This window comes from Bradyrhizobium sp. 930_D9_N1_4, from assembly GCF_052076015.1.
Classification (GTDB): Bacteria; Pseudomonadota; Alphaproteobacteria; order Rhizobiales; family Xanthobacteraceae; genus Bradyrhizobium.
The window spans coordinates 2,891,064-2,913,955 of the sequence record NZ_CP197236.1; the positions used below are offsets into that span (position 1 = coordinate 2,891,064).

At 63.9% G+C, this 22,892-nt stretch carries 24 protein-coding genes; 13 read left to right on the forward strand and 11 right to left on the reverse strand.

What is annotated here, in order from left to right:
- Nucleotides 1-3: 3 nt before the first annotated feature.
- The 6 genes from AB7532_RS13195 to AB7532_RS13220 all read right to left on the reverse strand — a co-directional run bounded on the left by AB7532_RS13195 (nt 4) and on the right by AB7532_RS13220 (nt 7,136).
- Nucleotides 4-1,239 carry an ABC transporter substrate-binding protein gene (locus AB7532_RS13195; protein ID WP_441235218.1) on the reverse strand — a complete coding sequence of 412 codons (1,236 nt, stop codon included), beginning with the start codon at nt 1,237-1,239 and terminating at the stop codon, nt 4-6.
- A 34-nt stretch (nt 1,240-1,273) separates the two neighbouring features.
- Nucleotides 1,274-1,981, reverse strand: a complete 708-nt coding sequence (locus AB7532_RS13200; protein ID WP_441235219.1) for an ABC transporter ATP-binding protein — start codon at nt 1,979-1,981, stop codon at nt 1,274-1,276.
- Nucleotides 1,968-3,740, reverse strand: coding sequence for a branched-chain amino acid ABC transporter ATP-binding protein/permease (locus AB7532_RS13205; protein WP_441235220.1), 1,773 nt, complete (start codon nt 3,738-3,740; stop codon nt 1,968-1,970). Before AB7532_RS13205 ends, AB7532_RS13200 begins: the two co-directional genes overlap by 14 nt.
- Nucleotides 3,741-3,742: 2 nt before the next feature.
- Nucleotides 3,743-4,678 (reverse strand): branched-chain amino acid ABC transporter permease, encoded by a 936-nt coding sequence (locus AB7532_RS13210; protein WP_441235221.1) that lies wholly within the window; start codon nt 4,676-4,678, stop codon nt 3,743-3,745.
- Nucleotides 4,679-4,757: 79 nt separating this feature from the next.
- On the reverse strand, nt 4,758-6,152 hold the full coding sequence (locus tag AB7532_RS13215) for an MmgE/PrpD family protein (RefSeq protein ID WP_441235222.1): 1,395 nt from the start codon (nt 6,150-6,152) through the stop codon (nt 4,758-4,760).
- A 30-nt stretch (nt 6,153-6,182) separates the two neighbouring features.
- Nucleotides 6,183-7,136 (reverse strand): NAD(P)-dependent oxidoreductase, encoded by a 954-nt coding sequence (locus tag AB7532_RS13220; protein WP_441239261.1) that lies wholly within the window; start codon nt 7,134-7,136, stop codon nt 6,183-6,185.
- A 192-nt stretch (nt 7,137-7,328) separates the two neighbouring features.
- Here AB7532_RS13220 and AB7532_RS13225 point away from each other — a divergent pair, with 192 nt between their 5' ends.
- The 11 genes from AB7532_RS13225 to AB7532_RS13275 all read left to right on the forward strand — a co-directional run bounded on the left by AB7532_RS13225 (nt 7,329) and on the right by AB7532_RS13275 (nt 16,714).
- Nucleotides 7,329-8,660: an MmgE/PrpD family protein gene (locus AB7532_RS13225; RefSeq protein ID WP_441235223.1), complete on the forward strand. Its 1,332-nt coding sequence runs from the start codon at nt 7,329-7,331 to the stop codon at nt 8,658-8,660.
- Between the two features lie 37 nt (nt 8,661-8,697).
- Nucleotides 8,698-9,087 (forward strand): carboxymuconolactone decarboxylase family protein, encoded by a 390-nt coding sequence (locus AB7532_RS13230; RefSeq protein ID WP_235543920.1) that lies wholly within the window; start codon nt 8,698-8,700, stop codon nt 9,085-9,087.
- 11 nt (nt 9,088-9,098) lie between these two features.
- Entirely contained in the window at nt 9,099-9,908 is an 810-nt protein-coding gene (locus AB7532_RS13235; protein WP_441235224.1) for an N-acyl homoserine lactonase family protein, read from the forward strand.
- A 93-nt stretch (nt 9,909-10,001) separates the two neighbouring features.
- On the forward strand, nt 10,002-10,730 hold the full coding sequence (locus tag AB7532_RS13240) for a GntR family transcriptional regulator (RefSeq protein WP_441239262.1): 729 nt from the start codon (nt 10,002-10,004) through the stop codon (nt 10,728-10,730).
- A 50-nt stretch (nt 10,731-10,780) separates the two neighbouring features.
- Complete coding sequence (locus AB7532_RS13245; protein ID WP_441235225.1) at nt 10,781-11,743, forward strand: ABC transporter substrate-binding protein; 963 nt, start codon at nt 10,781-10,783, stop codon at nt 11,741-11,743.
- Between the two features lie 5 nt (nt 11,744-11,748).
- The gene (locus AB7532_RS13250) at nt 11,749-12,504 is read left to right on the forward strand and encodes an ABC transporter permease (protein WP_441235226.1); all 756 of its coding nucleotides are present in this window, start codon (nt 11,749-11,751) and stop codon (nt 12,502-12,504) included.
- Nucleotides 12,483-13,289 (forward strand): ABC transporter ATP-binding protein, encoded by an 807-nt coding sequence (locus AB7532_RS13255; protein WP_441235227.1) that lies wholly within the window; start codon nt 12,483-12,485, stop codon nt 13,287-13,289. The genes AB7532_RS13250 and AB7532_RS13255 overlap by 22 nt, the downstream gene beginning before the upstream one ends.
- Nucleotides 13,290-13,296: 7 nt before the next feature.
- Nucleotides 13,297-14,106 carry an ABC transporter permease gene (locus tag AB7532_RS13260; protein WP_441235228.1) on the forward strand — a complete coding sequence of 270 codons (810 nt, stop codon included), beginning with the start codon at nt 13,297-13,299 and terminating at the stop codon, nt 14,104-14,106.
- Between the two features lie 10 nt (nt 14,107-14,116).
- Nucleotides 14,117-14,776, forward strand: coding sequence for a polysaccharide deacetylase family protein (locus AB7532_RS13265; protein WP_441235229.1), 660 nt, complete (start codon nt 14,117-14,119; stop codon nt 14,774-14,776).
- Between the two features lie 3 nt (nt 14,777-14,779).
- A complete protein-coding gene (locus AB7532_RS13270) occupies nt 14,780-15,634 on the forward strand; it encodes a fumarylacetoacetate hydrolase family protein (RefSeq protein WP_441235230.1) in 855 nt (284 codons plus the stop codon).
- 36 nt (nt 15,635-15,670) lie between these two features.
- Nucleotides 15,671-16,714: a uroporphyrinogen decarboxylase family protein gene (locus AB7532_RS13275; protein ID WP_441235231.1), complete on the forward strand. Its 1,044-nt coding sequence runs from the start codon at nt 15,671-15,673 to the stop codon at nt 16,712-16,714.
- A gap of 175 nt (nt 16,715-16,889) precedes the next feature.
- Here the strand turns inward: AB7532_RS13275 and AB7532_RS13280 are convergent, their stop codons facing one another.
- From AB7532_RS13280 to AB7532_RS13300, 5 genes are all read right to left on the reverse strand, one after another.
- A complete protein-coding gene (locus AB7532_RS13280) occupies nt 16,890-17,930 on the reverse strand; it encodes a Bug family tripartite tricarboxylate transporter substrate binding protein (protein WP_441235232.1) in 1,041 nt (346 codons plus the stop codon).
- Between the two features lie 207 nt (nt 17,931-18,137).
- Entirely contained in the window at nt 18,138-18,407 is a 270-nt protein-coding gene (locus AB7532_RS13285; protein WP_441235233.1) for a hypothetical protein, read from the reverse strand.
- Entirely contained in the window at nt 18,407-19,093 is a 687-nt protein-coding gene (locus AB7532_RS13290) for an O-methyltransferase (RefSeq protein ID WP_441235234.1), read from the reverse strand. The genes AB7532_RS13285 and AB7532_RS13290 overlap by 1 nt, the downstream gene beginning before the upstream one ends.
- A gap of 103 nt (nt 19,094-19,196) precedes the next feature.
- Nucleotides 19,197-19,574: a helix-turn-helix domain-containing protein gene (locus AB7532_RS13295; RefSeq protein ID WP_441235235.1), complete on the reverse strand. Its 378-nt coding sequence runs from the start codon at nt 19,572-19,574 to the stop codon at nt 19,197-19,199.
- A gap of 86 nt (nt 19,575-19,660) precedes the next feature.
- Complete coding sequence (locus AB7532_RS13300) at nt 19,661-20,644, reverse strand: LysR family transcriptional regulator (RefSeq protein ID WP_441235236.1); 984 nt, start codon at nt 20,642-20,644, stop codon at nt 19,661-19,663.
- A gap of 146 nt (nt 20,645-20,790) precedes the next feature.
- Between AB7532_RS13300 and AB7532_RS13305 the strand changes: the two genes are divergently transcribed.
- Together AB7532_RS13305 and AB7532_RS13310 are read left to right on the forward strand one after the other, a co-directional pair.
- A complete protein-coding gene (locus AB7532_RS13305) occupies nt 20,791-21,411 on the forward strand; it encodes a UbiX family flavin prenyltransferase (protein WP_441235237.1) in 621 nt (206 codons plus the stop codon).
- 21 nt (nt 21,412-21,432) lie between these two features.
- On the forward strand, nt 21,433-22,854 hold the full coding sequence (locus AB7532_RS13310; protein WP_441235238.1) for a UbiD family decarboxylase: 1,422 nt from the start codon (nt 21,433-21,435) through the stop codon (nt 22,852-22,854).
- The last annotated feature ends 38 nt before the right edge of the window (nt 22,855-22,892 follow it).

Sequence of the window (22,892 nt, forward strand, 5' to 3'; positions counted from 1 at the left end):
CGCTTAAGGCTTCTTCGGCCAGAACGGCTCTGCCTGCGCGAGCTCGGGCGGGTAGACGGTGACAGGCACGCCCGACTGCCATTGCACGATGACGACGCCGGCGCCGACGCGGCGGCCCTTCTCGTCGAATTTGAGCTGACCGCCCGGATAATATTTGGAATCGCCGGCATCCAGCGTGCGCAAGGCCTGCGCGACCGCATTGCGGTCGGCCTTGCCGGCCTTCTCCAGCGCTTCCTTCATCACCCACATGTCGCCATAGGTCGAGATGACGTTCTGCGTCGCCCAGGGCTCCTTGTACTTGGCCTTGAGTTCGGCGATCAGGGCTTCGTGCCCCTTCGCGCCCCAGCTCGCGACGATGGTCATGATGCCCTGCACGATCTCGGGGCTCACGCTCTGGAGCATGTCGGGCTCGGCAATGGTGATGCTGAAAGACACGGTCGGGATCTTGCCCTGGCCGAGGCCAAACTCGCTGATCTTCTCCAGCCCGAGCTTCGCGTCCGAGATCGCGTTCGGCATGAACAGCAGCAGGTCGGGCTTGGCCGAGCGGACCTTTTGGATCAGCGGCGTCGCATCCGACAGCGGCGGGGTCCAGACTTCCTCGACGACGAGCTGGAGGCCCTCCTGCGCGAACAGTTTTTCCTTCAAAGCTTTGGCGGTAGCGACCGAGGTTGCGGTGTTGTCCATCAGCATCGCGACGGTCTTTGGCCGCTTGCCTGATGCCTTCTCGGCGAGCTTCATCAGGGTCGGCAGGCCGAGCTCGGACTGGCGGCTCGCGGTTGCGGCAGTCTGGAAGATATACTTGAAGCCGCGGTCGGTGAGCAGGTCTGAATAGGACAGCGTCAGCATCGGCAATTCGGCGCGCTCGGTCACCTCAGTGACGGCGAGTGTAAAGGACGAGAGATAAGAGCCGGTGGCCGCGACCAGATCCGGCTCCTGCGCGACCATGCGCTGCGCCGCGTTCTTGGCTTTCTCGGTGGTGTCGCCGCAGTCGATCACGACCAGCTTCAGCTTGGCGCCGCCGAGCGCCTTGATGCCTCCCTGCGCGTTGATGTGCTCGATGCCCATTTCAGCGCCCATTTTCATGACCTGGCCGGGGCGGGTGTAGATGCCCGATAGCGGCACGATCAGTCCGACCTTGACCTCGGCCGGTGTCTGCGCGCGTGCCACACCGGCAAGGCTGACGGCGGCGGCGCCGGACAAAACGGTCCGGCGCGAGAGACCCTTTGTTGTCTTGTTCATTGCGTTTTCTCCCTGGTCTTTGTTTCTATGTTGGTCACATCCCGAGATAGGCTTTGCGGACGCGGTCGTCGGCGCGCAGCGTGTCGTTGTTGCCTTCGAGCACGACATGTCCGGCTTCGAGGACGTAGCCATGATCGGCCGATTCCAGTGCTTCCGCGACGCGCTGCTCGACCAGCAGCATGGTCAGACCGGAATGGCGGCGGATCTCGATCAGTCGTTCGAAGATGAAGTCTGCGGTCGACGGCGCGAGCCCCATCGACGGCTCGTCCAGCATCAGCAGCTTTGGCGAGGAGGCCAGCCCACGGCCGATCGCGAGCATCTGCTGTTGGCCGCCGGACATCGTGCCGGCGAACTGATCGCGGCGTTCCTTCAGCACCGGCAACCATTCGAAAATACGCTCGATGTTGGCTTGCCAGTCGCGCCGGCCGCTCTCGGTCATCGCGCCCATTTCCAGATTTTCCATCACCGTCAGTGATGGGAATACCTGGCGTCCCTCGGGGACATGGGCGATGCCAAGATGGGCACGCTGCGGCGGTGGCACTGCGAGCAGGTCGACGCCGTCGAAGGTGATTTTTCCGCCGCTCGGCTTCACGATGCCGGAGATCGTCTTGAACAGCGTGGTCTTGCCGGCCCCGTTGGGACCGACGATCGCGACGAACTGGCCTGCGCCGACATTGATCGAGACGTCGTTCAGGACGGGTTTTGCGGAATAGCCCGCGCTCAATCCTTCAATTCGCAGCATGGGCCGCCCATTTCTTGCCGAGATAGGCCTCGATCACGCGGTTGTCGCGCGTCACAGCTTCCGGCAGGCCTTCGGTGATGACGGCACCGTGGTCGAGCACGAGGAAGCGGTCGACGAGGCGTACCATCGCCTGCATGGTGTGCTCGATGATCGCGATGGTCATGCCGTCGCGTGCGAGCTGCTGGATCACGGCAACGACCTCGTCGGCCTCGCCATGGCCGAGGCCCGCGAGCGTCTCGTCGAGCAGCAGGATGCGCGGCTGGCCGGCGATCGCGCGGGCAAGCTCCATCAGCCGCAGTTCCTTGGTCGAAAGCTCGCCGGCGACGCGATCCGCGACTGCGGATAGTCCGACGCGGGCGACTGCGTCGGCAGCGAACTGGCGCGCCTGGTCGTCAGTGCGGGCGCGCACATAGGCGCCGACCACGACGTTGTCGAGGATCGACATGCGCAGGAACGGCCGCATCACCTGGAATGTACGACCGATGCCGGCCTCGCAGATCTTGTGCGGCCGCTGGCCGGACATGTTGCGTCCGTCGATCAGGACTTCGCCCTGGCCCGGCTTCAGGAAGCCGTTGAGGAGGTTGAACAGCGTGGTCTTGCCGGCGCCATTGGGGCCGATGATGCCGAGGATCTCGTTCTGATACAGCTTGAAGCTGACATCCTGCACGGCCTTAAGACCGCCGAAGGAGCGCGAGAGATTGCGGACCTCAAGGACGACCTCGCCGGTAGCCGCACGCTGCCGCGCGGCGGGCTTCAGCGTCGCGATGTTGGCGACGGTTGCTTCTGGCGTGTCGCCAACGATCGCCTTGGTCACGGTTCGCTTGCGCAGGACATCGCGCAATTTCCAGAACAGGCCCTCGGGCGCCAGCAGGATGACGCAGACGATGGCGATGCCGAAGATGACGCCCTGAATTCCGGGGATCCGCGCACCGGCCTCGGCATGCAAAATCTCGGCGAGCGGGATCAGGATCACCGAGCCGATCACGGGACCCCAGACCGTGCCGACGCCACCGAACATCGCAACCGTCAGCGCCTGTGCGGACACCAGCATGCCGAACACCGATGCCGGAGTCACGACCAGCAGGATCTGGGCGTAGAACCCGCCGATGGCGGCGGCGATCGCGCCGCTAAGGACGATCGCGCGCAGCTTCCACGCCAGCGTGTTGATGCCGGCCGCTTCAGCCGCAGCCTCGTTCTGCTTGATGGCGAGCAGCGCCATGCCGAAGCGCGAACGCTCGATCACCTGCGTCAGCACGATTGTGGCCAGCATGAGTGCGAGCCCCAGCAGCGTGTAGAGGTGGGGATCGGTGAACTGCATGAAGGCGATCGGCGCGTCGCGCTTGATCGGAAGCGTCACCTCCTGGAAGCCGAGCCACTCGAACACGTAGAGAATGGCGAGCGGGTAGGCGAGCATCGCCAGCGCAAAGTAGTGGCCTTGCAGGCGGAAGGTTGGAAAGCCGATCAGGAGCCCGGCGATGCCGCCGAGCATGGCGGCAACCGGGATCAGCAGCCAGGGCGAGATGTTGAAATAGATCTGCCCGAGCGCGGTCGCATAGGCGCCGATCCCGAAGAAGGCGGCGTGGCCGAACGAGATCAGCCCGGTGTAGCCGCTGAGCAGATTCCAGGACAGGCCGAACACCGCCCACACCGGCACCAGCGTCAGGATCAGCTGGTAGTAGGAGTTGGTGACGCCGAGCGAGATCCCGGCATAAGCGAGCGTGAAGAGCAGGGGCGGCAGAAAGGAGCGCATCCGGAACATGGTCACGTCCTCTCGACCATGCGGCCGAAGAAACCTTGCGGGCGGAAGAAGATGATGAGGAGGAACACGGCGAAGATCGCGGCGTTCTGCAACTGCGTCGGCAGGATCAGCGTCGACATCTGTTGAACGAGGCCGATCGTCATGCCGCCCCAGAAGGCGCCGATGATGCTGCCCATGCCGCCGAGCACGACGCCGGCATACATCACGATGACGTATTCGAGGCCGACGAAGGGATGGAACGGATAATTGGTGGCGAGCAAGCCGCCGGCGATCGCGGTGATGCCGCAGCCGAGCGCAAAGGCGGTGCGGTGCGCGCGGTCGACGTCGATGCCCATATAGGTCGCGGCGGTCGGATTGTCGGCGGCGGCGCGCAGCGACTTGCCGATCCGCGTCCGCGTGATCAAGAGCGAGAGCAGGATCATCATCGCCAACGAGACCACCATATCGATGCTGCGGGCCTTGTTGAGGAAGATGCTCATGTCGAAGAAGGGCCCGAGCTCCCAGGCCGAGCTCGACAGCGGCGTGCGGATCGAGGCCAGCACCGAGCCGAACACGATCAAGCCGCCATTCTGCAGGATCAGTGCGATGCCGAGCGTGAGAATGAGCTGGGCGTAGTGGCCTTCGCCCTCAAGCGAGGCGGTGCGTGTGCCCGATACGTGCGAGATCAGCGTCCGGTGGACGAAATAGCCGAATACGGCGAGCACGGGTCCGGCCAGGATGATCGCAACGAACGGCCCGACCGTATTGCCGAATGTTGCCTGCACGCCGGCGGCGGTGAAGAGATAGAAGGCGGTGTACATGCCTAGCATCATGAAATCGCCGTGGGCGAAGTTGATGACACGCATGACGCCGAAGATCAGGCCGAGCCCGACGCACATCAGGCCGTAGACGGCGCCGATCAGCAGGCCCGCGGCGAGCGCTTGAAAGAATCCTTCCATCAGCCCGGTCTCCGCGCAACTGACGAACCTAAGCTGGTCTCCAAACCGACCATGTTTCCCCCGTACTCTCCGGCATTTCTTATGATGCCGATCGTAAAACCCGTTCCGTCGTCTCCAGACGGCACTGTGCTGCGATGGCGCCGGCATCGCCGAGCCGTTCGCAGCCGTCGATCAATTGTTCGAGCCGATGAGCGCGATCCTCACCGAGCGCGCGGCCAGCGGCAGCGCGAAACCGCGCCCGAATATCTGATGGCGTTGCGGCGATGACGTCGGGCAGGGTGTGATGGATCATCCGGCCATTGCTCAGATGCACGGTCACATCTGCGCCTTGCTTGCTGGGGAAGGCCGCGGTGAAGCCGGCATCGGCCTGGAGGTCGGTGACCGAGACGAGGCGGATGATGTCGGCATCATCGAGTTCGGCGTAATTATCTTCCTCGATCTCGCCCCGCGCCAGCGTCGCCGCGACGCTGAAAGGAATGCTCATCTTGGCCTGGAGCGCGTTGCGATAGGGCCCCATGGAGTCGCAGCCGGGATAGCGAACGGCGGCATCTGGCGCGCGAATGAAAACGCGGTCGATCTCAGCGGCATTGGCGAGCTCGTCCGAGACGCGGAGCGCGGCCTGAGCGGCAGTCTGTGCGAAATTGCAGGCGGGGACCGGCTTGTTGTAGACGGCCATGATCTCGCACTCCCCATCCGGGAAGAGCGTGATGCTGTCGGGCGCGGACTGGCGGCGATAGGCGGCGAACAGGCCGGCTTCGCCTTCGAGGATTGTTTCCGAGCCGAATGCGCCGGCCGCGGCAAGGCCGATCGCCTTGATCGCATTGCCAGCGGCAAAGCCCGGATGGAAGTACATGTCGGAACCGCCGGCATGCGGCCATTCGTTCAGACCGCTGGATGTGTTGGCGGCGAATGCGATGGCGCTGGTTGCCTGGTCTTCGGACAGGCCGAGCGCAAAGCTTCCGGCGAGTGCCGCGCCTGGAGGTGCAACCAGCCCGGTCGGACGATAAAGACGCGCCAAATCAGAAGTCAACAGCGCGCGGCCGATCCGCGCGCCGGTCTCATAGCCGATAATGGCGGAAGCGAGCAGCTTGGCGCCGTGCAGCGGCGCCTGTTCCGACAGCGCAAGCAGCGTCGGCCAGATCACCACACCGTGGTGCGCGATGCTGGCCGCGTGCATGTCTTCACGGACGAGGCCGTGCCCCATCACGGCATTGGCAAAGGCGGCGTCGGCGGGTGAGGAGAGCTGCGAGGTCCCGATGATCGTGGCGCTGCCGCCGGCCTGCGCGATCGCAACGGCCTGCCTGCTCCAAGGATGCTGGCCGGCCTCGAACGCACAGGACAGGAAGTCGAGCAGGCAGAGCTTTGCCTTGGCGACGACCTCCGGCTCGAAATCACCGAAATCGAGCGCGAGCACGCTCCGCGCCATCTGGCGCGCGAGCGAGACCTTGCCTGATCCGGTCGGGCCGATCGTCATCGCAATTGCTCTCCCTCGAGACTTGTGCGATCAGCCGCGCATCTCCACGCCGGCCCACTCCTCGAGCACCTTGGCGATCGAGGTAAAGTCGGACGAGGCGCCGTATTTGGCATTGGTGATCGCGAGCATCTGCCGCACCACCGCGCCGCAGACCATCGGTACGCCCATCGCCTCGGCCTCGTCCACGCACAGCCGGACATCCTTGTAGGAGAGGCCGGTGGTGAAGCCGAAATCGAATGTGCCGGGCAGCACCGCCCGCGGGAATTTGTCCTCGGAGGCGCTGTTGCGGCCGCTGCTGGCGTTGATGATGTCGATCAGCACCTTTGCGTTGACGCCGCCCTTGACGCCCATCGCGACCGCTTCGGAGGTAATGACCAACGCCGCGGCCGCCATCAGATTGTTGGCGAGCTTGGCGGTCTGCGCCACGCCGGGCTTGTCGCCGGTGTAGAACAGCTTGCCGAAGTTCTTCAGGATCGGCTGGATGATCTCGTAGGTTGCCTGTGGACAGGACACCATTACGGCCAGCGTACCGTTGACGGCGCCCTTGATGCCACCGCTCACGGGGGCGTCGACCAGAGTCATGCCCTTTGCTTTCAGGCCCTCCGCGACGAACTTCGCCGTGCCGGGACCCGACGTTGACAGATCAATCACGATCTTGGCGCGGTTGCCGCTGCTGATGCCTTCGTGTCCGAGCGTCACGGCCTTGACGATGTCGGGGGTGGGCAGGCTGGCAAGCACGATGTCGGCGCGGGAGGCGACGTCGGCCGGTGATTTTGCGAGTAGCGCGCCGCGCTTGACGAGGGGCTCTACCGCCTCGGCCTGCGTATCATAGATGACGAGCGAATAGCCCGCGTCGATCAATCGCCCTGCCATGGGGCCGCCCATGCGGCCCGTGCCGATTACGCCGAGGATCTCTCCCGCCATCGTCCACTCCCTGTCGCGCGATCCCGTGACGGGCGCGCCTTCTTGATCTCGTTGGTCAATAGTTATCGCCGGCCGGCCTTGTCGGCCGCCGCCGTCGGTGGCCGCGGGACTGCGCGCCAACGGGTCGGATTGTTATGATTGTCAGACAAGCTGTCAAGCATAACATTTGGGGTCGACAGTTTGCCGCGGATCGTCATATGGTCCGGGAAAACGAGGAAGACGCCCCGCGTGCCGCAAGATTCAATTCCGAGTGTGAGCAGGACGCTGGCCGATGTCGTCGCGGCGTCATCGTGGGGGGTCGTGCAGGCGCAGAGCCATGAAGCGCGGCGATCGATCCTCAATTTTTTTGCGACGGCGCTCGGCTCGGCTCGCGATCCCGTCGTCACCGCCGCGATGCGCACCCTGGCACCGTTCAGTGGTGCCGCGACATCGACGGTGATCGGTCACTCCAAGCCGATGGACGCGCTGTGCGCGTCATTTCTCAATGCCATCTCGGCCAATCTGCTCGACTTCGACGACACCCATCCCGAGACGATCATTCATCCGGCTGCGCCGGTCGCTGCTGCCATATTCGCGCTTGCGGAAACGCGAAAACTGTCGGGGCGCGAGGTGCTGGCGGCTTTCATCCTTGGCGTGGACGTGGAGTGCCGCATTGGCAATTCGGTCTCGCCGCGCCATTATGCGCGCGGCTGGCACATCACCTCCACCTGCGGGATTTTTGGTTCAGCCGCGGCGTGCGCGAGGCTCCTGGGTTTGCCTGCGGAAGGCATTGCGAACGCGATCGGAGTGGCCGCGAGCCAGTCGGCCGGCAATGTCGAGAACCTGCCGAGCGCGGCCAAGAATGTCAGCGTTGGTAATTCGGCTCGCAACGGACTGTTCGCGGCGCTGCTTGCGCAGCAGGGTTATGAGGCAGCGCCGCGCGCCATCGAGGGGCCGCTCGGCTGGGCGCGCACCATGGGCGACGAGCCCGATCTCCCTCGCTTGCTCGAAGGTCTCGGTAAGACCTGGGAGATCGCAAAGAATACTTACAAGCCGTATCCGGCGGGTATCGTGTTCCATTCGGTGATCGATGCCTGCCTGCTGCTGCGCGAACGGATCGGCCGCAAGGTCGATCAGGTCGAGTCGGTGACCGTGCAGGGCTCGGCGCTGCTGCTCGCGCGCGGCGATCGCCCTGTGCACAACGAGCGCGATGCGCGCGTCAGCATCCATCATTGCGTGGCGTGCGGGCTGTTGCTTGGCACGGCCGGCGTGACCGAGTTCGCGCACGAGACCGTGGTTCGGCCCGATATCGTGCACCTGCGGCAGAAGGTGAGGCCAGAGCTCGACGCCCGGATGCCGGACGGCGCCACGCGCGTCACCTTGCGCCTGCTGTCCGGTGAGGTGCTCACAGAGACCGTGACGTCGCCGCGCGGCAGCCAGGCTGCGCCGCTGTCGGACCGCGACATCGAAGAGAAGCTGCGCGAAGGCGTGCGAACCGGGCGAAGCGACTGGGATGCGGATCGCGTCATCGACGCGGTCTGGCGGCTCGATGCGGCGGACGACGTCGGCAATCTCCTGCGATTGCTGCGACCGCCGTTGCGTTAATCAACTTCAACTCTCTCAAGACCTGAAAGGGACGATCATGAGCAAGACCGAACTGTTCGAAAAGGGCCTCAAGGTTCGCAAAGAAGTGCTCGGCGAGGACTATGTCAACAAGTCGATTGCGGGCGCTGATGAGTTCACGCGCACCATGGCGGAATGGTCGACGGAATTCTGCTGGGGCGCTTTGTGGACGCGACCCGGTGTCGATCGTCGCACGCGCTCGATCGTCAATCTTGCCATGCTCGGTGCGCTGAACCGCCCGCACGAGCTGAAGCTGCACGTAAAAGGCGCGCTGAAGAATGGGCTGACCAAGGAGGAGATCAAGGAGATCCTGCTTCAAGTCGCCGTCTATTGCGGCGTGCCCGCCGGCATCGATGCCTTCCGCAACGCGCGCGAGGCATTTAACGAGGTCGATTCGGCGGGCTCCTGAGCGCTAGTCCCATGGCCGCCACGGAATACGAGCTCTTTGCCATTCGCTACGCAACGCGTGACGCGCAGCGGAGTGAGCACTTCATCGGCGGCGACCCGCATGATGGTCCGATGCCGATGGACTATTTCATGTGGTTGGCGAAGGGAGGTGGCTGTACCTTCGTAATCGACACCGGGTTCAACGCCGAAATCGCAAAACAGCGCAGGAGAACATTCCTGCGCTGCCCGGTGGAGACGCTGCGCGCGTTCGATATCGACGTCGCCGACGTCAAGGATGTGATCCTTACGCATCTGCACTACGACCACGCCGGCAATTTCGACCGGTTTCCGAATGCGCGGTTTCATCTCCAGGAGCGCGAGCTCGCCTACGCCACCGGGCGCTACATGCAATATCCCAGGCTGTCGCATTCCTTCGAGGTCGAGGATGTCTGCGGAATCGTGCGGTTGAACTACGCGCGGCGGGTCCTGTTCTACGACGGCGACGCCGAGATCGCGCCCGGGCTGACGGTCCACGCGGCCGGTGGGCACTCCGCCGGGCTTCAATTCGTCCGCGTCAACACGCGTCGCGGTCCTGTCGTCCTCGCTTCCGACGTCAGTCATTTCTACGAGAACATGACCAGCGAGCGTCCGTTTACGACGGCGTTCCATGTCGGCGACATGCTGGTGGGTTTTGACAAGTTGCGAGCTGCGGCGCCAGATGCGGATCACGTTGTACCCGGCCACGATCCGCTGGTGATGAAGCTCTATCCGGCGCCAAGCCCGAATTTGGATGGCGTTGCCGTTCGCCTCGACGTGCCGCCGTCCGGGCCTGCGCATTCCTAGGACGCCGAGAGAGGCATCCCGCAACCTAAGCCAGAAAAAATCGATTTTCGATTTTCTATTGACCCCCGCCCGCTGCCTTGCAATCATCCGGTGATGGGTCCGCTTCAATTCCAATTGTCCGGAAGCCCCGGAGATGGTCCGCGCAGCCTGACATCGGCGCTGCATGAGCGCCTGCGCGCGGATATCCTGGCGACGCGGCTGTTGCCGGGGCAGAAGCTGCATATCGCGGGCATCGCAAAGCAGTTTTCGGTGAGCCTTGCCGCCGTACGCGAGGCGCTGTCGCGGCTGGTCGCCGACGGGCTCGTGCAGGCCTCCGACCAGCGCGGCTTTCGCGTCAGTCCGGTGTCGCTGGCCGATCTCGCTGACGTCACGCAGACTCGGATCGACATCGAGGGACTTGCGCTCCGCCGCTCGATCGAGCGGGGTGATGATACCTGGCTCGCCTCGGTGAAATCGGCCTGGGCGGATCTGAAGGCCGTTCCCTACCGTTATCCCGACGATCCCACCGTGCACTATGAGGAATGGGTGATCCGTCACCGCATCTTCCATCGCGCGCTGGTCAATGCGTGCGGCTCGCCATGGCTGCTCGGCTTCCGCGACGTGCTGCACGAGCAGAGCGAGCGCTATCGCCGCCTCTCGATCCGCCGGGAGGTCGGTGGCAAGCCGCGCAACGTCGAGGCTGAACACAAGGCGATCGTCGCCGCCGTGATCAAACGCGATGCGGATGCGGCAGTTCGCGCATTGTCAAAGCACTTCGGCATCACCAAAGAGTTCGTCGAGCTCGCCGCCTCGCGCATTGCGGAGGTGAGCCGCGCGACCTGACGATCCCTAGAAATTCGACACATAAAAAAAAGACAGACCGGGAGGAAACAATGAAGATCAATCGCCGTCATGCGCTCATGTCGTTCGTTGCTGCCACGATTCTGGCGGGTCCAGCGAGCGCCGCCGACACCATTCGCGTCGGCCTGCCCACGAAGACCTACTGGCCGACGACGATCGCCGAGACGGCCGTGCGGCAGAAGCTGTTCGAGAAGGAAGGCATCCAGGCCGAGCTGACGATCTATCGCAGCGGCGCCGAGACGTTCGAGGGCATGGCTGCGGGTGCGGCCGACATCATCCTCGATCCGCCGTCTCTGGTCTCCGCCGGACGCAAGAAGGGCGTGATGTCGCGGCTTGTGGCCAATGCCGCCATGGGCAATTTCGGCTGGCAGTTGATGGTCCCGACCAAATCGACGCTCGACGTCAAGGATCTCAACGGCAAGAAGGTCGCCATCACCGCGGCCGGTTCCGGCTCCGATCTGCTCGCGCTCTGGACCATCCAGGACAAGAAGATCGATTTTACGCGCGTGCCCGTCGGCGGTGGCGGCTTGGTGCCGAACCTGCTGGCCGGCAATGTCGAGGCGGCCGTGGTCTATTCGCCGCTCAGCTTCCAAATCGCGAAGTCCGGCGAAGCCAAGACAATTCTCGATTACGCGACCGCCGTTCCGCCGAACCTCACCGCGGGCTGGATCGTGCTTGACAAGTTCGCCGATGCAAAGCCGCAGCTGGTGCAGAAGGCCGTGAACGCGCTCTACGGCGCGGTCGCGTTCATGCGCGCCAACCGCGACGTTACGGTCAAGCTGATCGCGGAGCTCTACGAGATGCCGGCGGAGATCGCGAGCCTCGAATACGACAACACCATCATGAAGCTCGAGACCAGCGGCGACATGGGTGCGGCAAACGTCAACGCGGCTGTACAGCTCTCGCTCGATCTCGCCAAGCTCGGCGGGCTGAAGGACATCGTGCCGGTCGAAGATGTGATCTCGACCAAGTTCAAGCCGGTTCCGACCAAGTAGCAGCGATGCCAAGCACGCTCGCCATCAACCTGGCGCGGATCGCGATCATCATCGCGGTCCTGGCGCTGTGGGAAATGCTGTCGCGCACCGGCATCGTCAATCCGCGCCTGCTGCCGTCGGCGTCCGACACCTTTGTCACTCTCGGCGATCTCCTGCAGCGCGCCGCCGTGCGGAAGGATCTGGTGGTCACGGCGACCGAGGTGCTGGCCGCGTTCGCGCTGGCCGTGCCGTTCGGCGCGGTGATCGGGTTCCTGGTCGCGGAGAACCGCTACTTCGCGGATGTCGCCAAGCCGCTGCTGTTCTTCGCCTTCAGCATCCCGAAGTCGATCTTCCTGCCGATGTTCATCCTGGTGTTCGGCGTCGGCTTTGCCCAGAAGGTCGGGTTCGGCTTCTTCTCCACGATCTTCATCGTGATCATGTCGACCACCACAGCGGTGGAGTCGGTCAAGGTCGAACATCTCACGGTGGCGCGCTCCTATGGCGCCACGCGGTGGCAGACGGCGTTCCGCGTCTATCTGCCCAGCATGCTGCCGGTGCTGCTGGAGGCGTTGCGGATCTCTATGATCTTCAATCTCACCGGCGTGATCCTCGCTGAGATGTATGCCTCGCGTGACGGCATCGGTCACCAGATTGCGACCTGGGGCGAGAATTTCCAGATGAAGCAGCTCCTCGCCGGCGTCGTGATGGTCGCCGCGATCGCCATGACCTTCAACGAACTTGTCAGATGGGTGGAAACGCGATGCAGCCATTGGCGAACGTGACCCCGTTGAAACCCGCCGCGCGAGCCGGCGCGATCGAGGTGAAGAATGTCGGCCAGGTCTTCAAGACCCGGTCGCAGGACGTCGTCGCGCTGGATGACGTCTCGCTGGAGATCAAGCCCGGCCGCTTCGTCGTGCTGGTCGGCCCGAGCGGCTGCGGCAAGTCGACCCTGTTGATGATGATGGCGGGCCTGCGCCAGCAGACCTCGGGCACCATCACCATCAGCGGCGCGCCGATTCCGCAGCCCGATCCTGACCGTGTTGGCGTGGTGTTCCAGGAGGCGAGCCTGTTTCCGTGGCTGACGGCGGAAGACAATGTCGAGTTTCCGCTGGCGCTGCGCGGCGTGCCCAAGGCCGAGCGCCGGGCCAAGGCGCAGGATGCGCTCAAACTGGTCGGGCTCGACGGCTTCGGCAAGCGACATCCGCACGAACTCTCCGGCGGTATGAAGCAGCGCGTCTCGATCGCACGCGGGCTGGTGCAGGATCCGCCGGTGCTGCTGATGGACGAGCCGTTCGCCGCCCTCGACGAGCAAACGCGCATGACCATGGGCGACGAGCTGCTGCGGATCTGGGCTGCCACCGGTAAGACCGTCGTCTTCGTCACGCATAGTCTCACCGAGGCCGTCTATCTCGCCGACGAGGTCATCGTGATGTCGGCGCGGCCCGGCCGCATCGTCGATCATCTCCAGGTCCAGCTGCCGCGGCCGCGCACCTACGAGATGCTGAGCGGTGACGCCTTCGGGAGCTTGCGTGACCGCATTTGGCGGCATATCCGCAAATCGGCGTGAGGCGGAGATGAACGCCATAATAAGTGCGAAGAGGCTGCGGCATCTGATCGTGATCGGTCTGATCGCGCTGTGGGAGCTGTTGCCGCAAACCGGTCTCATTCCCGAGCTGTTCCTGCCGTCGCTATCGTCGACGCTGATTGCCGGATGGACCGATGCTGCGGAATACAGTCATGCGCTGGCGGTGACGCTCTACGAGGTCGTGATCTCCATGGCGTTCGCCTGCGGCGGCGGCATCCTGCTCGGTGCCATCGTCGGCAGCTTGCCGCGACCGCGCGTGCTGATCATGCCGATGGTGTCGAGCCTCTACGCGGTGCCGCTGGTGATCCTCTATCCCGTCTTCACGGTCTGGCTTGGCATCGGCTCGGAATCCAAGATCGCGTTCGCCTCGATCTACGGTTTCCTGCCGACGATGCTGGCCACTGCCGCCGGCATCCAGACCATCGATCCTCAACTCCTGCTCGCGGCACGCAGCATGGGCGCGACGCTCAGCCAACGGCTGATCCGAGTCATCATTCCCGCGGCGATCCCGACGGTGCTGTCGGGTCTGCGCGTCGGCGGGGCGCTGGTCATCGTCGGCGTCGTCGTCTCGGAGATGCTGATCTCCTCGGCCGGCATCGGCTATCTGATCTCGCGCTACCGCACGATCCTCGACAGTCCGCACGTGTTCGCGGGCGTGCTGCTCGTGCTGTTCATGGCGATAGCCTTCAACGCCGCGATCCGCTGGATCGAGCGCAAGGCGGCGATCTGGCAGACCGGCACCCGCGCCGGTCAGGCCAATGACGAGATCGCGTCGGGCGCGATGCAGCCGGCGACGTGAGGTAATCCGCGTGTACGATCTGACCTTGACCTTCGACAACGGCCCCGATCCCGACGTGACGCCGCGCGTGCTCGCCATCCTCGCCGAGCGCGGTATCAAGACAACATTCTTCGTCATCGGCGAGAAGCTCGTTGATCCTGCGCGGTGCAGCCTTGCGATGCGCGCGCACGGGGAGGGGCACTGGATCGGCAATCACACCTTTACGCACAGCATTCCGCTCGGCGAGCAGCGGAATCGCAACACGGCAGAGAGCGAGATCGGCCGCACGCAAGGCCTGATCTCCGATCTCGCGCATCCGCAACGCTGGTTTCGGCCGTTTGGTGGCGGCGGCAATCTGGACACGCGGTTGCTCAAGCCGTCCGTGGTCGACTATCTCATCCGTAACAAGCACAGCTGCGTGCTCTGGAATTCCATTCCGCGCGACTGGGACGACCCTGACGGCTGGACCGAGCGCGCGCTCGACCAGTGCAGCCGGCAGCCCTGGACGCTGATGGTCCTGCACGATCTGCCGACCGGCGCGATGGATCACCTCGAGCGCTTCCTCGATCGTGCCGAAGGCGCCGGCGCTCGCTTCCGCCAGGATTTCCCGCCGGGATGCGTTCCGATCCGCAATGGCGAGATCGCACTTCCGATCGACGACTATGTATCCACCATCGAAGAGAGCGTTTGACTGATGAAAGTTGCAAGCTTCACGATAACAGGCACCTCGAGCTACGGCATCGTCACCGACAAGGGTGTGATCGATGCCGGCAAGCGGCTGAAGACCTACCCGACGTTGAAGGCGCTGCTGGCGAAGGGCTCGCTCGACGAGCTGAAGAAGTTTTCTGGCGAGAAGCCCGACTACGCGCTGCAGGACGTCGCGCTGCTGCCGACCATTCCTGATCCCGACAAGATCTTCTGCATCGGCGTCAACTACGCCACGCATCTGGCCGAGAGCGGTCATCCGACGCCGGCGCATCCGATGATCTTCACCCGCTTTGCCAACAGCCAGGTCGGCCACGGCCAGCCGATGATCCGGCCTCTGGAATCCGAGCGTTTCGACTATGAGGGCGAGATGGCCGTCATCATCGGCAGGGCCGGCCGCCGCATTTCCCGCGAGGCTGCAATGAGCCATGTCGCCGGCTATGCCTGCTACAATGACGGCAGCATCCGCGATTGGCAGCGCCACACTTCGCAATTCGCGCCGGGTAAGAACTTTGCCGGCACCGGCGGCTTCGGGCCCTGGATGGTCACGACCGACGAACTGACCGACGTCACCAAGCAGACGCTGATCACGCGTCTCAACGGTGTCGAGGTGCAGAAGGCGCCGATCTCCGATCTCGTCTTCGACGTTCAAGCCCTGATTGCCTATTGCTCGACCTTCACCGAGCTTGCGCCGGGCGATGTGATCGTCACAGGCACGACCGGCGGCGTCGGCGCCTATCGCACACCGCCGCTGTGGATGAAAGGTGGCGACACCGTCGAGATCGAGATCTCCGGCATCGGCATTTTGCGCAATCCCGTCAAGGACGAGGGACGGGCAGCCTGAACGATTGCGCCCGACAACAATAAGAAGGAGACCCCCATGCCCATACCAACGCATATCCTGCCGACTACGGTGGTCGGCAGCTACCCGCAGCCGGAATGGCTGGTGAACCGCGCGATGTTGTCGAAGGTGGTGCCGCGCACCCGCTTGCACGATATGTGGCGGTTGCCGGCGGAGCATCTGGAAGAGGCCCAGGACGATGCCACGATCGTCGCGATCCGCGACATGGAACGCGCCGGTATTGACATCGTGACCGACGGCGAGATCCGCCGCGAAAGCTACTCCAATCGCTTTGCCACCGCGCTCGACGGAATCGATGGCGACAATCCCGCGATGATCACCGCGCGCACCGGAAACACCCAGACGCCAGTGCCGCGTGTCGTCGGCCCCGTGAAGCGCAAGGGGCCGGTGGAGCTGCACGACATGCAGTTCCTGCGCAGGAACACCGACCGCGCAGCGAAGATCACGCTGCCGGGCCCGTTCACGATGAGCCAGCAAGCCAAGAACGAATTCTACAAGGACGAGGAGGAGCTTGCGATGGCGCTCGCCGAGGCCGTCAATGCCGAGGCGCTCGATCTGCAGAAGGCGGGCGCGGATGTGATCCAGCTCGACGAGCCCTGGGTGCGTAACAATCCGGAGCTTGCCAAGCGCTATGCCGTCAAGGCGATCAACCGCGCGCTGCAGGGCATCACGGTGCCGACCGTCGTGCATCTCTGCTTCGGTTATGCCGCGGTCGTGCCGGGCTCGAACAAGCCGGCCGGCTATTCCTTCCTCGCGGAACTCGACGACACCATCGCCGACCAGATCTCGATAGAGGCGGCGCAGCCGAAGCTCGACCTCGGCGTGCTCAAGGATCTCTCGTCGAAGAAGATCATGCTCGGCGTGCTCGACCTCGCTGATCCCGCGGTCGAGAGCGTGGATACCGTGGCCGATCGCATCCGCAACGGACTGAAATATGTGTCGCCTGATCGACTGGTTCCGGCACCCGATTGCGGCATGAAATACATGCCGCGCGCGACCGCCTTCGGGAAACTCAAGGCGATGTGCGATGCAGCGGCCAGGGTACGGCAGGAGATCGGTTGACGAGTTTCCAAGTGGCTGGACGTCGGATTCGGGGTTATGAACCGACGTCGGTCCTGAGCAAGGCCTCCTCCCTTGAGAGGGAGAATGCCACTTGGCGGGCAGGGGGCCTGGTTGCCGTTGTATAGCTGTGGCGGATCGTGCGGAAGATATTGATGATTGCGCAAAAAATTTGGGGTTACATCGGCTCGATGCCGATCTTCTTGATGATCCCGGCCCATTTGGTGGTCTCGGACGTCATGAAATCCGTCAGGCCCTTGGGGTCCATGATCAGCGGCTCGGCGCCCTGCTCGACGAAGAGAGCGCGAATCTTGGGATCGTTGACGGCTTCCGCCATCGCCTTGTAGAGCTTGTCGACGATGGCCGTGTCGGTATTCCCAGGCGCAAGCAGGGCGAGCCACGCCGCGCTCTCGTAATTCTTCAGGCCGGCCTCGGCCGCGGTCGGCACATCAGGCAGCGCCGTCATGCGCTTGTCGTTGGCGACCGCGAGCGGGCGCGCGTCGCCGCTCTTGATCAGGCCGAGAACGTTCGGCAACAGCTGGAAGCCGAGCGGGACCTGGCCCGCGATGAAGTCGGGCGTGTAGGCAGCGATGTTGCGGTAGGGAACATGCGTGAGCTCGGTGCCGGTGAGCTGCTCGAAATACGCTGCCGACAGATGCTGCGATGAGCCGACGCCGACTGTTCCGTAGTTCAGCTCGCGCGGACGCGCCTTGGCGTAGTCGATCAGCTCGGCCAGTGACTTCGGCGGCATCCTTGAATTGATGACGATGACATTCGGCAGCGTTGCGAACAGGCCGATCGGGGCGAGATCCTTCATGGGATCGTAGGGCAGATCCTTGTAGAGCGACTTGTTCGCGGCCAACGGACCGGAGGTGCTCATCAGCAAGGTGTAGCCATCAGGGGCTGCATGCGCCGCAGCCGCAGTGCCGATGTTGCCGCCGGCGCCGGGGCGATTGTCGACCACGAAGGCCTGTCCTGTTGACGTGGACATGCGGTTGAGCAGGATGCGTGTGATGACGTCGCTGGCGCTGCCGCCGGCAAAGGGCACGATCACCTGCACAGGGCGGGCGGGATAATCTTGCGCCCGTGCAGAACGCAGTCCGGTCGCGGCGACAGCGGCGCCGACACCGAGCGACAGTACAGTCCGCCGGTTGGGACGAAACTCCTCAGCGTACGGCGCTGCGCTGTCCGTGATCTTGCTGCGATCGAACCGTGTCATCTCGAACTGAATCTCCCAACCGTCTCTTGTTCTGCCAGACCTGGGATCGTCCGGGACAAGAGCCATCGGTATGAGCGCCAGGTCGCGATTTTCTACGACTGGATCGTAATTAGCTCTCGAATGCGACCGTCATGCCTGCTCGTCTCAAAACTTACCAACCCGTCTCATTCTGCGGAGGGCGCGACATCTTGCCTAACAGGACAAGGCCTAATCCAGTCCGCTCTTGCCCATGGCCCAATCGGCTTTCCTCTTGATCCGCGATGACGCAACGCCCGTAGCTTTCAGCGCGCGGCTGATGCGCGGGATCGAGGAAGCCGTTCCTGCCAGCCCGAACTGCGCTCCTTTTGCAGCAAGGCGCAGCATTTCCGCTTTGATAGTCGTGAGATGGTCTTTGCTTGCGCTGCGTGCGATCACGCGCGCCTCGCCGAGATTGATCGCTTCCAGCACTGCTCGTTCAAAGCGCGTCGCTCCGATCATCAGGTCTTGATCGTGAGTTCATTGCCGCGACCGAGGTCGAACGGTAACGACAGCGAGAGGTAGCCATTTCCGGGATCTCTGACGTAGTCGATATAGCCGGAGGCTTCCTCGAACGCGTTCTCGCCGACGATAAGCGCGCCTGGCTTCAGATGCGGCTCCAGCAATTTGAGGATGGGAAGATAGAGCGTGAAGGCGCCGTCGAGCATCACCATGTCGATCTCACCGACGTCAGAGGCGAGCGTCTCGCGGGCATCGCCGAACCGGAATTCAACGAGGTCCGCAAGCCCCGCTGCTTCAATATTCCCGCGGGCGCGCTCGATCTTGCCGGGCTCGAGATCAGTCCCGATCAGACAGCCGCCACCCAAGTCGCGCAGTGCCGCCGCCATGTAGATCGCGGAAATTCCCATCGACGAGCCGAACTCGACGATGCGCTTTGCCTTGCAGGCGCGGGCGCTCATGTAGAGGAAGCGTCCAAACCGCGGCGAGACGCTCAGGAAGTTGCTCGCAAATCGCTGGTAGACTTCATTGAGATCGCGGCTCTCGGCGGCGATGGCCTGGCTGATCATCTCCTCGCGGCTGGTGGCCTCATTGGCGAAGGCCTGCATCAGCGGTGCGTCGGCGATCTCTGCTTCATGGTGCAGTCGATCGAGAACGTCCGCGACGAGGCCCGTGCTGAGTGAATCCATGCTGTCGGCTCCTTGCAATGCGCCAGCGGCGCTTTGGAGCCAAAATACGAAATGGTCCCTCTTGTCGCATTCCGCGAACGGGACAATCGATTGCGATTTCCGGTCAGTGCGCGCTGCGTTCCGCCAAATATCGCGCTGGCGGCTTGCCCGGAGCTTTGCGGAACATAGTGACGAAGACGCTCGCACCCTCATAGCCGAGATCGAGCGCGACTGTTTGCACCGACGCGCGCTGGCCGAGGCGCTGGAGCGGGATAAGGATGTGGGGCTGCTGGCGCCAGCGGCCAAAGCTCATGCCGGTCTCGCGTTGCAGGGCGCGGGTGAGGGTTCTGGGCGCAACCGCGACGCGCCGGCTCCAATCGTCAATGGTTGCGCGGTCGGACGGATCTTCCATCATTACGCTGGCGATTCGACGCAATCTGGCATCCGTCGGCATGGGCAAGCGCAGTTCTTCGACCGGCGCCACCGATAATTGGTCGAGCAATACTGCCGCGATCCTTCCGTCGGCGCCGTCGACGTCGTACCCGCGATCGTGAGTTTCAACGCGAACCGCTCCAATCTCGATCAGTTCTAGCCAATCCGCTTCGGCGGCTTCCTGCGATCCTTGCGGGAGGACGCGCTTACGACTCCAGAGGAGGGGCCCACGTACTCTCGTGCTGCTTTCGCCGCCTGCGCCAGATCGTGGCTGATGATTTCGAGCACGGCCTTGGCTGCAACCGACACCGCCCGTCGTGGGTGATGCACCCAGGCAATCGACCGCACGATCCGTTGCTCGTCGAAGCGATGCGCCCGGATGGCGCCGCTGGCCAACGATTGCCGCAGCGCGATGGTCGGCAGGACGGTTGCGAAATCGGTGGTCGCGATGACGTCGCAGAGCGCGGGAAGGGTGTCGAGCTCGAGCCGCGGGCGCAGGTCGATGCCGAGGGCGGCGGCGTGTTCGTCCAGGATCAGCCGCAGGCCGTGGCGCTTCGACGGCAGCACGAGGTCAAAACTCGCGATGTTGTCGAAGCGCAGTTTGGCCGGCGGTCTGAGCGGGCTGTCCTTGCGGCAGGCGAACACCATCTCCTCGTCCATGATGTGATGCGCGGCCAGCGGCGTCTTCCGTCGCGGCACGTTGATCAGCGCGAAATCGAGCTGGCCGGTGTTGACCCAGTCGACCAGCGTCTCGGTGTAGCCCTCGCAGGCCGACAGCGTGATCTCCGGATAGCGGCTGGCGACCGTCGCCGACGAGCTCGCCATCGTGCTCTGCGCGACCGAGGTGATGAGGCCGACCGAGACCCGGCCCGATATGCGGCCGCCGAGCTGCGCCATCTCCTGCCGCGCATACTCCGCGTCGCGCACGATCGGCGCCGTCAGCCGCACCAACGCTTCGCCGGCGCTGGTCAACGTCATGCCCTGCACGCTACGGTCGAACAGCTTCTGGCCGAGCTCGGCCTCGAGCTTGGCGATCTGCATGCTCAGCGCCGGCTGCACGATGTTGAGCTGTCGCGCGGCGCGGGTGACGTTCTTCTCCTCGGCCAGGCACAGGAAATATTGCATCTGCCTGAGTTCCATGGACCCGTTCCTCGCTTACCGATCTTGCTCGCAGGCCATCATCTTTGATGATCAATATTATAATCAATCATTATTTGTCGTGATAGCTGGGATTGCCTAATCTTGCCGCTCGGGGGGCGCGGCCCCCGGGGAGCGAAATCACAAATATGCAGGACGTCACGCCCAAGCGGATGATCATTGGCATTTCCGGCGCCTCGGGCGTCACCTACGGCGTGCGCCTGCTGCAGCTCCTGCGCAATGCCGGGGTCGAGACCCATCTGGTGATGTCGAAGACGGCCGAGCTGACCTTTGCATATGAGACCGATTTGAAGATCGCGGAGGTGAGGGAGCTCGCCAATGTCTGCCATGCCATCGACGACATGGCCTCCGCCATCTCCAGCGGCTCGTTCCGCACCGCCGGCATGATCGTGGCGCCATGCTCGATGCGCTCGATGTCCGAGATCGCCTCGGGCGTCACCACGACATTGCTCACCCGCGCCGCCGACGTCGTGCTCAAGGAGCGGCGGCGCCTGGTGCTGATGGTGCGCGAGACCCCGCTGCACACCGGGCATCTCAGGACGATGACGGCGTTGTCCGAAATGGGCGCGATCATCGCGCCGCCGGTGCCGGCCTTCTACGCCAAGCCGGAAAATCTCGAAGACATGGTCGAGCACACCGTCGGCCGCGTGCTCGACCTCTACGACATCGATATCGGCGTCGTGCGCCGTTGGGGCGAGGATGAGGCGCTCAAGCGCCGTTCGCCGTCGCTGCGCAAGATCGCGCCCTGATACAAGACCAAGGACAATCACATGCAAATGGAAACTCCGGCCAGGACAGCTGCGAAGACGCCGTCCGATCTGCGCGCCTGGCTGGCTTATCTTGCCGAACGCGGCAAGCTCGCGATTGCCCGCGAGGGCGTTGGCCTGGCTGACGAGCTCGCCGCAATCGCCAAGCGGCTGGAGCGCGACAGTGCGGTGCTGTTTCCGCGCCCGGACAGGCACGAGATTCCCGTCGTCGCCAATCTCTTTGCCGGCCGCGACTGGGTTGCCCAGTCCCTCGGTGTGACCGAGGACCAGTTGTTGCCGCGGTTCCTGGCCGCCGCAAGTCATCCATTGCCGACGCACGAGGTCGCGAGCGGACCGGTGCAGGAGGTCGTTCACACGGATGTCGATCTGCTCCGCCAGCTTCCGGTGCCCAAGCACAATGAGCGCGACAGCGGGCCCTACATCACCGCGGGCCTGCTGATCGCCCGCAATCCCAAGACGGGGGTGCAGAACGTCTCGATCCACCGTTGCCAGATCAGTAGCAAAAATCGCATCGGCGTGCTGTTGCTGCCGCGACATACATTCTCTTACTATCGCTTCGCGGAGGAGATGGGCCAGGCGCTGGAGATCGCAATCGTCATCGGCGCGCATCCGGCCTTGATGCTGGCCTCGCAGGCAATTGCTGCGCTGGACGAGGACGAGATGGCGATTGCCGGCGCGCTGCTTGGTTCTCCCGTCGATGTCGTGAAATGCCGCACCAATTCGGTGCGCGTGCCCGCCCATGCCGAAATCGTCATCGAAGGTCGCATTCTGCAAGGCGTGCGCGAACCCGAAGGTCCGTTCGGCGAATTCCCTCAATATTACGGCCCGCGTGCCAACCGCGAGGTGATCGAGGTCGATGCGATCACGCATCGCAAGGCGCCGATCTTCCACACCATCGTCGGCGGCGGTTTCGAGCATCTGATCCTCGGCGGCGTGCCGCGCGAGGCGACGCTGCTCCAGCATCTGCGCCGCAGCTTTTCAAATGTGCTGGACGTCCGCCTGACGCGCGGCGGCACCTGCCGCTACCATCTCGCCATCAAGATCGACAAGGCCAATGACGGTGAGCCCAAGAACATCATGATGTGTGCGTTCGGCGCGCATTACGACATCAAGCAGGTGATCGTGGTCGACAAGGACGTCGACATCTCCTCATCCGAGGAGATCGAGTGGGCGGTGGCGACACGCTTCCAGGCCGACCGCGACCTCATGGTGGTCGCGGGCGCACTCGGCTCGAAGCTCGATCCGACCACCGACAACGGCATCAGTGCCAAGATGGGCCTGGATGCGACCGCGCCGGTCGACGCGCCGGAGCTCGCCTTCAAGCGTATCCGCGTCAAGGGCGAGGAGGAGGTCGATCTGGCCACCGCCTTGCAGGCCGACCCGAGCGAGGCGGTCGCGCGCCTGCTGGCGGAGGCGCGGCCATGAGCGGGTTTCCGCCGGCCTGCAACTTGCGTCCTTGTGCG

Bases quoted from the DNA above. Each gene is read 5' to 3' on its own strand.
- AB7532_RS13285 (WP_441235233.1), bottom strand. From the start codon at position 18,407: ATGATCGGAGCGACGCGCTTTGAACGAGCAGTGCTGGAAGCGATCAAT.
- AB7532_RS13205 (WP_441235220.1), bottom strand. From the start codon at position 3,740: ATGTTCCGGATGCGCTCCTTTCTGCCGCCCCTGCTCTTCACGCTCGCT.
- AB7532_RS13290 (WP_441235234.1), bottom strand. From the start codon at position 19,093: ATGGATTCACTCAGCACGGGCCTCGTCGCGGACGTTCTCGATCGACTG.
- AB7532_RS13235 (WP_441235224.1), top strand. From the start codon at position 9,099: ATGGCCGCCACGGAATACGAGCTCTTTGCCATTCGCTACGCAACGCGT.
- AB7532_RS13195 (WP_441235218.1), bottom strand. From the start codon at position 1,239: ATGAACAAGACAACAAAGGGTCTCTCGCGCCGGACCGTTTTGTCCGGC.
- AB7532_RS13250 (WP_441235226.1), top strand. From the start codon at position 11,749: ATGCCAAGCACGCTCGCCATCAACCTGGCGCGGATCGCGATCATCATC.
- AB7532_RS13270 (WP_441235230.1), top strand. From the start codon at position 14,780: ATGAAAGTTGCAAGCTTCACGATAACAGGCACCTCGAGCTACGGCATC.
- AB7532_RS13300 (WP_441235236.1), bottom strand. From the start codon at position 20,644: ATGGAACTCAGGCAGATGCAATATTTCCTGTGCCTGGCCGAGGAGAAG.
- AB7532_RS13260 (WP_441235228.1), top strand. From the start codon at position 13,297: ATGAACGCCATAATAAGTGCGAAGAGGCTGCGGCATCTGATCGTGATC.
- AB7532_RS13210 (WP_441235221.1), bottom strand. From the start codon at position 4,678: ATGGAAGGATTCTTTCAAGCGCTCGCCGCGGGCCTGCTGATCGGCGCC.
- AB7532_RS13280 (WP_441235232.1), bottom strand. From the start codon at position 17,930: ATGACACGGTTCGATCGCAGCAAGATCACGGACAGCGCAGCGCCGTAC.
- AB7532_RS13310 (WP_441235238.1), top strand. From the start codon at position 21,433: ATGCAAATGGAAACTCCGGCCAGGACAGCTGCGAAGACGCCGTCCGAT.
- AB7532_RS13240 (WP_441239262.1), top strand. From the start codon at position 10,002: ATGGGTCCGCTTCAATTCCAATTGTCCGGAAGCCCCGGAGATGGTCCG.
- AB7532_RS13305 (WP_441235237.1), top strand. From the start codon at position 20,791: ATGCAGGACGTCACGCCCAAGCGGATGATCATTGGCATTTCCGGCGCC.
- AB7532_RS13230 (WP_235543920.1), top strand. From the start codon at position 8,698: ATGAGCAAGACCGAACTGTTCGAAAAGGGCCTCAAGGTTCGCAAAGAA.
- AB7532_RS13215 (WP_441235222.1), bottom strand. From the start codon at position 6,152: ATGACGATCGGCCCGACCGGATCAGGCAAGGTCTCGCTCGCGCGCCAG.
- AB7532_RS13245 (WP_441235225.1), top strand. From the start codon at position 10,781: ATGAAGATCAATCGCCGTCATGCGCTCATGTCGTTCGTTGCTGCCACG.
- AB7532_RS13200 (WP_441235219.1), bottom strand. From the start codon at position 1,981: ATGCTGCGAATTGAAGGATTGAGCGCGGGCTATTCCGCAAAACCCGTC.
- AB7532_RS13275 (WP_441235231.1), top strand. From the start codon at position 15,671: ATGCCCATACCAACGCATATCCTGCCGACTACGGTGGTCGGCAGCTAC.
- AB7532_RS13255 (WP_441235227.1), top strand. From the start codon at position 12,483: ATGCAGCCATTGGCGAACGTGACCCCGTTGAAACCCGCCGCGCGAGCC.